We start from the raw sequence: 7,543 nt of genomic DNA, 5'->3' as shown, positions 1-7,543 counted from the left end.
TTTGCTGGTGTTTGTCCTGTTTTTCATCGTTGCAGCTCCCTTCCCCCACGCCCCCGCGCCGGGCGGCGGCCCCGCGCGGCGCCCGCGTGCCTCCCGCCGCATGGGAAGTGCCCGGAACCCGTCGCCCTCCGGGCGCTTCCCGCCTCTTCCCGCCCCCAGCCGGGGGCTCCGTGCGCCTTTTCATCGCCCCCTCCGGGGGCCGCCCTGCCTGATACCGAGAGGAAGTCCATGGTCGTGTCCACCACGTCCCGGCCCGGCGCGGGACGGAGACCCGCGTCTCCAGGTGGCCCTCCGCCTCCGGGCGGCCTGCGGCGCGGGATCGCCGACCGCGTCCCGGCGCGGCTGCGCCGCGTCGCCCTGCCGTACCTGCTGATCCTTCCGGCCGTGCTGCTCGAACTGCTCGTCCACCTGGTGCCCATGGTGATCGGCATCGGCATGAGCTTCCTCAAGCTCACGCAGTTCTTCCTGCGCAACTGGTCGGCCGCGCCCTTCGCGGGGCTGGACAACTACCGCGTCGCCGTCGACTTCGACGGCGCGGTCGGCCGCTCGCTGTTGCACTCGTTCCTCGTCACCGTCGCGTTCACCGTGCTCACCGTCGGGCTGTCGTGGCTGCTCGGCATCTGCGGCGCGGTGCTCATGCAGGGCTCGTTCCGGGGCCGGGCCGTGCTGCGCGCGCTGTTCCTCGTGCCGTACGCCCTGCCGGTCTACGCCGGGGTGATCACCTGGAGCTTCCTGCTCCAGCGCGACTCGGGGCTGGTCAACCACGTGCTGGTGGACCAGCTGCACCTGTTCGGCGATCGGCCGTTCTGGCTGATCGGATCCAACAGCTTCGTGTCCCTCATCGTGGTCTGCGTGTGGCGATCGTGGCCGTTCGCCTTCCTCGTGCTGATGGCCGGGCTGCAGAACATCTCCGACGACCTGTACGAGGCGGCGGCGATCGACGGCGCGGGCTGGGGCCGGCGGCTGCGCGCGGTCACGCTGCCCATGCTGCGCCCCGTCAACCAGGTGCTCGTCCTGGTGCTGTTCCTGTGGACGTTCAACGACTTCAACACGCCGTACGTGCTGTTCGGCAAGTCGGCGCCGCACGAGGCGGACCTGATCTCGATACACATCTACCAGAGCTCGTTCGTCACCTGGAACTTCGGCTCGGGCTCGGCCATGTCGGTGCTGCTCCTGCTGTTCCTGCTGCTGGTGACGGCCGTGTACCTGGTCGCGACGTCCCGGAGGAGGAGCGATGCGTGAGCCCCGCTGGCTGCCGTGGGCGCGGTGGATCGGCCTCGGCCTGCTCGGCCTGTTCACCCTGACCCCGCTGTACGTGATGCTGACCTCGGCGATCAAGCCGCTGCGGGACGTGCAGGGGGACTTCCAGTGGATCCCCACGACGATCACCCTGCGCCCGTTCGCCGACATGTGGCGGACGGTCCCGCTGGCCCGCTACTTCGCCAACAGCATCGTCGTGGCGTCGGTGGCCGCGCTGGTCTCGGTGCTCATCGCGATCTTCGCGGCGTACGCGATCAGCCGCTTCCGCTTCCCCGGACGCCGGATCTTCTCGGTCACCGTGCTGTCGACGCAGATGTTCCCGGGCATCCTCTTCCTGCTCCCGCTGTTCATGATCTACGTGAACCTCGGGACCGCGCTCGGGGTCGAGCTGTACGCCAGCCGCACCGGGCTGATCATCACGTACCTGACCTTCTCGCTGCCGTTCTCGATCTGGATGCTGGCCGGCTACTTCGACTCGATCCCGACGGCTCTGGACGAGGCCGCCCAGGTCGACGGCAGCGGCCCGGTCGGGGCGCTGCTGCGCGTCGTGCTCCCCGCCGCCACCCCCGGTATCGTGGCCGTCGCGATCTACGCGTTCATGACCGCGTGGGGGGAGGTGCTGTTCGCCTCGGTCATGACCGACGAGACGAGCCGCACCCTCGCCGTCGGCCTGCAGGGGTACGCCACCGAGAACGACGTCTACTGGAACCAGATCATGGCGGCCTCCCTGGTCGTCAGCGTCCCCGTGGTGGCGGGGTTCCTGCTGCTGCAGCGCTATCTCGTGCAGGGCCTCACCGCGGGCGCCGTGAAGTGAACGCCGACCATCACCACCATCGAACCAAGGAGAACCAGCGAATGGAGCCGCAGCGCGGCCACGCCCCCGATGTAACCGCTTTCGACGACTTCGTCTGGGGCGTCGCCACCTCGGCCTACCAGATCGAGGGCGCGGCCCTCGAGGACGGCAGGCTGCCCTCGATCTGGGACACCTTCTGCAGGGTGCCCGGCGCGATCGACGGCGGCGACACCGGTGACGTGGCCTGCGACCACTACCACCGGTGGCGCGAGGACGTCGGCCTGCTCCAGCGACTCGGCGTGGACGCCTACCGCTTCTCGGTGGCCTGGCCGCGTGTGGTGCCCGACGGCACCGGTCCGGTGAATCCGCGCGGGCTGGCCTTCTACGACCGCCTCGTGGACGCCCTGCTCGACGCCGGCATCCGGCCGTTCGTGACCCTCTACCACTGGGACCTGCCGCAGGCGCTGCAGGACCGCGGCGGCTGGCCCGAGCGCGACACCGCGCAGCGCTTCGCCGAGTACGCCGCCGTCGTGGCCGAACGGCTCGGCGACCGCGTCGCCGACTGGACGACGATCAACGAGCCGCTGTGCTGCTCCTGGCACGGGCACCTGGAGGGCTCGATGGCCCCCGGGGTGCGGAACCTGGAGGCGGCCGTGCGCACCTCCTACCATCTCCACCTCGGGCACGGCCTCGCCGTGCAGGCCGTACGGGCCGCCGCGCGGCTGACGCCGTCGATCGGGATCGTCAACAACCTCAGCCCGATCGACCCCGCGACCGACAGCGAGGAGGACCACGCCGCCGCGCGGCGCCTCGACGGGCACGTCAACCGGTGGTGGCTCGACCCGGTGACCGGCCGCGGCTACCCCGAGGACATGCTCGCGGTGTACGGCGTCGACCTGCCGATCCGGCCGGGCGACCTGGAGACGATCGCGACGCCGCTCGACTACCTGGGCGTGAACTACTACTTCCGGCAGGTCGTGACGGCCGACCCCGGGGGGCCCGTGCCGTACGCGCGGCAGCTGGAGGTGCCGGGGGCGGCGACCACGGCCATGGGCTGGGAAGTCGACGCGACCGGCCTGGAGCGCCTGCTGGTCCGCCTCACCCGGGAGTACGCCGCGCCCCGCCTGTACGTCACCGAGAACGGGTCGGCCTGGCCCGACACCGTCGGCGCGGACGGCGCGGTCGACGACCCGGAGCGCCTGGCCTACCTGGAGGACCACATCGCGGCCTGCGGCCGGGCGATCGAGCAGGGGGCGCCGGTGGCGGGCTACTTCGCGTGGTCGCTGCTGGACAACTTCGAGTGGGCCTACGGCTACGACAAGCGGTTCGGCCTGGTGCACGTCGACTACGAGACCCAGGCGCGGACCGTCAAGGCGAGCGGCCGCCGCTACGCCGAGATCATCGCGGCGGGCAAGCGGCTGCGGGTGGCCTGACCGGCGCGGCGCCGGTGGTCCGTCAGGCCGACTCGCGGACCACCAGCGCCGGCTGCACGATGACCGAGGTGACCCGGAAGTCCGGGTCCGCGACGTGCGCGAGCAGCAGGCGGGCCATCTCGGCGGCCATGTCCTCCATCGGCTGGCGCACGGTCGTCAGCGGCGGGCGGCAGGCGGCCGCGGCGCTGTCGTCGAAGCCGACCACCGCGACGTCCTCGGGCACCCGGCGCCCGAGGTCGCGCAGGGCGAGCAGCGCGCCCTGCGCCATCAGGTCGTTGGCGACGAAGACGCCGTCGATGTCCGGGTGCTCCTTCATGAGCCGGTGCATGCCGGCCTCCCCGCTCGCGGGCATGAAGTCGCCCTCCACGGCCGGCACGTACGGGTGGCCGTGACCGGCCATGGCCTCCTGGAATCCCGACAGCCGGTCCTGCGCCGCGGGGACGTCGAAGGGGCCGCTGATCGTGGCGACCCGCCGGCAGCCGCGAGCCACCAGGTGGTCGGCCGCCAGCGCCGCGCCGGCCCGGTGGGCGAGGTCGACGTAGCTGATCGGAATCGGCCGGGCGGGCCGCGCCCACAGCACGGCGGGCACCCCGGCGTCCACCAGCAGCTTCGGCAGCGGGTCCTCGCCGTGCGTCGAGACGACCAGGGCGCCGTCGGCGCTGCCCTGCCGGAGGAAGGACACGACGTCCTCGCGGGTCTGCGCCGAGTCCGCCAGCATCAGCACCGGATGGATGCCCCGCGGCCGCAGATATCCCACCACACCGCTGGCCACCCGCCCGAAGAACGCGTCGGCGAAGACGCGGGACTCGAACGGCTCGCCGCCCTTCGCGTCGCCCGCGCCGGAGACGACCAGTGCCACCGCTCCCGTACGGCGGGTGACGAGGGACCGGGCGGCCCGGTTCGGCACGTACCCGGTCGTCGCGATGGCCCGGTGCACGGCCTCCTGGATCTCGGGCGCCACATTGCGGATACCGTTGATCACGCGCGAGACGGTCGCCCGGGACACCCCCGCCACGCGGGCCACGTCCTCGAGTGTGGGAGTTCCCGAGAGCGGCGGAAGTTCGCTGGTCATGCAGCCATTTATAGCACGGAGGGGGAGAGCGCTCTCCGGCGTCGACCGGCCGTCCCGCACCCGCCCGACATGTGAGGAGGAGCGACGCGAATGCCCGGACTACTGGTCCTTCGACCCGTCACGGAAGCCGATCTGGACGCCTTCGACGCGGCCTTCCAGAGCGAGAGCGGGGCGACGCCGTACCAATGGTTCGGCTTCACCCCGACGGCGGGGCTGCGCGAGGCCCTGCGCACCCGCGGGCTGCTGGCGGGAGCCGACAACATGCTCGCCGTGACGGTGGACGGCGAGCTCGCCGGGCGGGTGGAGTGGCTGGAGCGGCGCTGGGGCCGTCGCGACACGTCGCTGTGCTGGGAGATCGCCGTCGGCCTGCTGCCGGACTGGCGCGGCCGGGGCGTCGGGACCCGCGCCCAGCGGGAGCTCGTCCGCTATCTCTTCACGCACACCCGGGTGGAACGCGTCCAGGCGACCACCGATCCGGAGAACAGGGCCGAGATCAGATGCCTGGAGAAGATCGGATTCCGTCTGGAGGGCGTCGTACGGCGTGCGCAGTGGCGCGGCGGACGCTGGCACGACCAGCTCCTCTACTCCGTACTCAGGGACGAGTTCGAGCCGGTGGGCTGACCCTGGCGGAGCCGGCTCGCCATGGGGGTCGGTCACCGCGCCGGGAGGAATCTCCGGCCCTCATGTCCCTCGGCTCGGCTTCCCGGCCCGGTGGAGGTTCGCGCGCGTCCGTCCTCGACCACGGTGGCGAAACGGGAGGCCACCTCGCCCCAGGAGGCCCGCGAGAGCGGGTCGTCGGCCACGGCGGCGGCGTACAGCTCGTCGAGGTCGAGACCGCGCCGGCGGGTGTACTCGACGTCCCACTGCCGGATGCGTTCGGGCCGCACCTCGGGGTGGAACTGCACGCCCCAGGCGCGGTCGCCCAGCCGGAAGGCCTGGTAGGGGCAGCGCTCCGTCTCGGCCAGCCAGACCGCGCCCGGCGGCAGGACCGTGATGGCGTCGATGTGGTTCTCGATCGCCGGGACGACGGCGGGCAGCCCGCCGAAGACCGGGTCGTCCGCCGCCTCGGCGCGGATGGTGATCGACGTGCTGCCGTGCTCGGGCGCCCCGGCGTCGCCTTGGACCGTCCCGCCGCCGATCGAGGCCAGCATCTGGCCGCCGAGGCAGATGCCGAAGAACGGCACCGGCCCGGCGAGGGCCTGCTCGACGAGGGCGCGGGTGGCCGGCAGCCAGGGCGCCCTGTCGTCGTCGTCCGGGAGGTAACCGCCGCCGAGCACGAGCAGGCCGTCGTGCTCCAGCCGCGGCGGAAGGGCGGATCCGTCGAAGGCGGTGACCACGTCGACGGCGACCCCGGCGGCGGCCAGCCATTCCCCGAACCGCCCGGGACCCCCGTTCGGTCCGTTCTGTACGGCGAGCACACGCGGCGTCTCCGGCATGAGGCCCGACTCTACCGTCCCCGTCCGCGCGCACGATTCCGCTTCTCCCATGGCTCCGCTTCTCCCGCGGCGCGACGGCAGGCGCGATCACGGCGTACCGGCGCTCACGTGATCTTGCCGCCCTGGCGGAGGCACAATGGGGGCATGCCCACGACTCGTCTCACCGGCGCGATCCGCCTTCCCGACGGCGCCTGGGTCCGCGGACGCGGCCTGTGGCGCCCCGCCCCCGCGGGCGAGCCGCCCGAGTACGGCCTCTACCTCGGCGGCCCGCGGCTCAGGCGCAAGCACGATCAGGCCCTCCTGTGGACGCACGAGTGGATCGACTGGCCCGACTTCCTGCTGCCCCGCGACCGGGAGCAGGCGATCGGCCGTATTCGCGAGCTGCACGAGCACGCCCGGGCGGGCCGCCGGGCGGAGGTCGCCTGCGGCGGGGGAGTGGGACGCACCGGCACCGTCATCGCGTGCCTGGCCGTCCTGTCGGGCCTGCCCGCCGACCAGGCCGTCGCCTGGGCGCGGGCCGAGTATCACCCGAGGGCCGTCGAGACGCCCTGGCAGCGCCGCTGGGTGCTGCGGTTCCCCGGCTCCTGACGGAGACGGCGCCGCCCGCGAGGCGGACAGCGCCCGGAGCGCCGTGAGGGCCACCACGGCGCCGAGCGCGAGTGAAGGGGAGCGGGCGTGAAGGGGAGCGGGCGAGGCGTGGCCGGGCCCGGTCCCCGGGCGCGATGCGGGTGTGTTGCGGGCCGACCGGGAGGCCGGTTTCAGCTGTCCGAAATCCGTATGGTTGGGTTCCCTTGTGCTTGTCGACGTGCTCGGGTTGGCCGGGATCGGTCTGGTCGCCGGGATCGTCAGCACGGTCGTGAGCCTGGCCTCGATCGTGTCGTACCCCGCGCTGCTGGCCTTCGGCCTGCCGCCGCTCACCGCGAACGTCACCAACACGGTCGCGCTGATGTTCACCGGAGTGGGGGCGGCGGCCGGGTCGCGGCCGGAACTGGCGGGGCAGGGGCGTCTTCTCGCCCGGCTCGGCCTCGCCACCGCGCTGGGCGGGGCGGCGGGCGCGGCGCTGCTGCTGGTCACGCCGTCGCGGACGTTCGAGGCGGTCGCCCCATGGTTGATCGCGGGCGCCTCGCTGCTGCTGTTGCTGCGCCCGCCCCGCGCGGGACGGGTGCACCTCGGCGGGGAGAAGGGCCTGGCCCTGCGCGTGGGCGCCTTCTGCGTCGCCGTCTACACCGGCTACTTCGGCGCGGCCGGCGGCATCATGATGTTCGCCGTGCTCGCCGCGGCGCTCGACCGCCCCGCGGCCGGGGTCAACGCGGTCAAGAACGTCGTGGGAGCGTTCGCGAACGCCGTCGCGGCCGTCTGGTTCGCCCTGTTCGGGCCGGTCGACTGGGCGGCGGTCGGACCCCTGGCGGCGGGGTTCCTCGTGGGCGGGTGGCTGGGCCCGGCGGTCGCCCGCCGCCTGCCCGGCGACACGCTGCGCCTCACCGCGGCCCTGTGCGGTCTCGCGGTCGCGGTCAAGCTCGGCGTCGACGTGTACGGCGGCTGAGCGGGC

The 7,543-nt window shown here is 72.9% G+C and carries 8 protein-coding genes; 6 read left to right on the top strand and 2 right to left on the bottom strand.

Annotated elements, in window-relative coordinates; translation table 11 throughout:
* The first annotated feature begins 228 nt into the window (after positions 1-228).
* From AB0J39_RS36565 to AB0J39_RS36555, 3 genes are read left to right on the top strand one after another with little or no spacing between them, the layout of a single operon-like run.
* Positions 229-1,242: a sugar ABC transporter permease gene (locus AB0J39_RS36565; protein ID WP_363473266.1), complete on the top strand. Its 1,014-nt coding sequence runs from the start codon at positions 229-231 to the stop codon at positions 1,240-1,242.
* Complete coding sequence (locus AB0J39_RS36560) at positions 1,235-2,074, top strand: carbohydrate ABC transporter permease (RefSeq protein WP_363473264.1); 840 nt, start codon at positions 1,235-1,237, stop codon at positions 2,072-2,074. The genes AB0J39_RS36565 and AB0J39_RS36560 overlap by 8 nt, the downstream gene beginning before the upstream one ends.
* Before the next feature lie 41 nt (positions 2,075-2,115).
* A complete protein-coding gene (locus tag AB0J39_RS36555; protein WP_363473262.1) occupies positions 2,116-3,486 on the top strand; it encodes a GH1 family beta-glucosidase in 1,371 nt (456 codons plus the stop codon).
* A gap of 22 nt (positions 3,487-3,508) precedes the next feature.
* Here AB0J39_RS36555 and AB0J39_RS36550 read toward each other — a convergent pair whose 3' ends face one another.
* On the bottom strand, positions 3,509-4,558 hold the full coding sequence (locus AB0J39_RS36550; protein WP_363473260.1) for a LacI family DNA-binding transcriptional regulator: 1,050 nt from the start codon (positions 4,556-4,558) through the stop codon (positions 3,509-3,511).
* A gap of 90 nt (positions 4,559-4,648) precedes the next feature.
* On the opposite strand from AB0J39_RS36550, the gene AB0J39_RS36545 reads away from it, so the two are divergent.
* A complete protein-coding gene (locus AB0J39_RS36545) occupies positions 4,649-5,179 on the top strand; it encodes a GNAT family protein (RefSeq protein WP_363473257.1) in 531 nt (176 codons plus the stop codon).
* A 32-nt stretch (positions 5,180-5,211) separates the two neighbouring features.
* On the opposite strand, the gene AB0J39_RS36540 is transcribed toward AB0J39_RS36545, so the two are convergent.
* The gene (locus AB0J39_RS36540) at positions 5,212-5,994 is read right to left on the bottom strand and encodes a type 1 glutamine amidotransferase (RefSeq protein WP_363473255.1); all 783 of its coding nucleotides are present in this window, start codon (positions 5,992-5,994) and stop codon (positions 5,212-5,214) included.
* A 144-nt stretch (positions 5,995-6,138) separates the two neighbouring features.
* On the opposite strand from AB0J39_RS36540, the gene AB0J39_RS36535 reads away from it, so the two are divergent.
* Positions 6,139-6,582 carry a protein-tyrosine phosphatase family protein gene (locus AB0J39_RS36535; protein WP_363473253.1) on the top strand — a complete coding sequence of 148 codons (444 nt, stop codon included), beginning with the start codon at positions 6,139-6,141 and terminating at the stop codon, positions 6,580-6,582.
* Positions 6,583-6,799: 217 nt separating this feature from the next.
* On the top strand, positions 6,800-7,537 hold the full coding sequence (locus AB0J39_RS36530) for a sulfite exporter TauE/SafE family protein (protein ID WP_363473251.1): 738 nt from the start codon (positions 6,800-6,802) through the stop codon (positions 7,535-7,537).
* The last annotated feature ends 6 nt before the right edge of the window (positions 7,538-7,543 follow it).

This window comes from Microbispora sp. NPDC049633, from assembly GCF_040675265.1.
Classification (GTDB): Bacteria; Actinomycetota; Actinomycetes; order Streptosporangiales; family Streptosporangiaceae; genus Microbispora; species Microbispora maris.
This window is presented reverse-complemented; position numbering and strand designations above follow the sequence as displayed.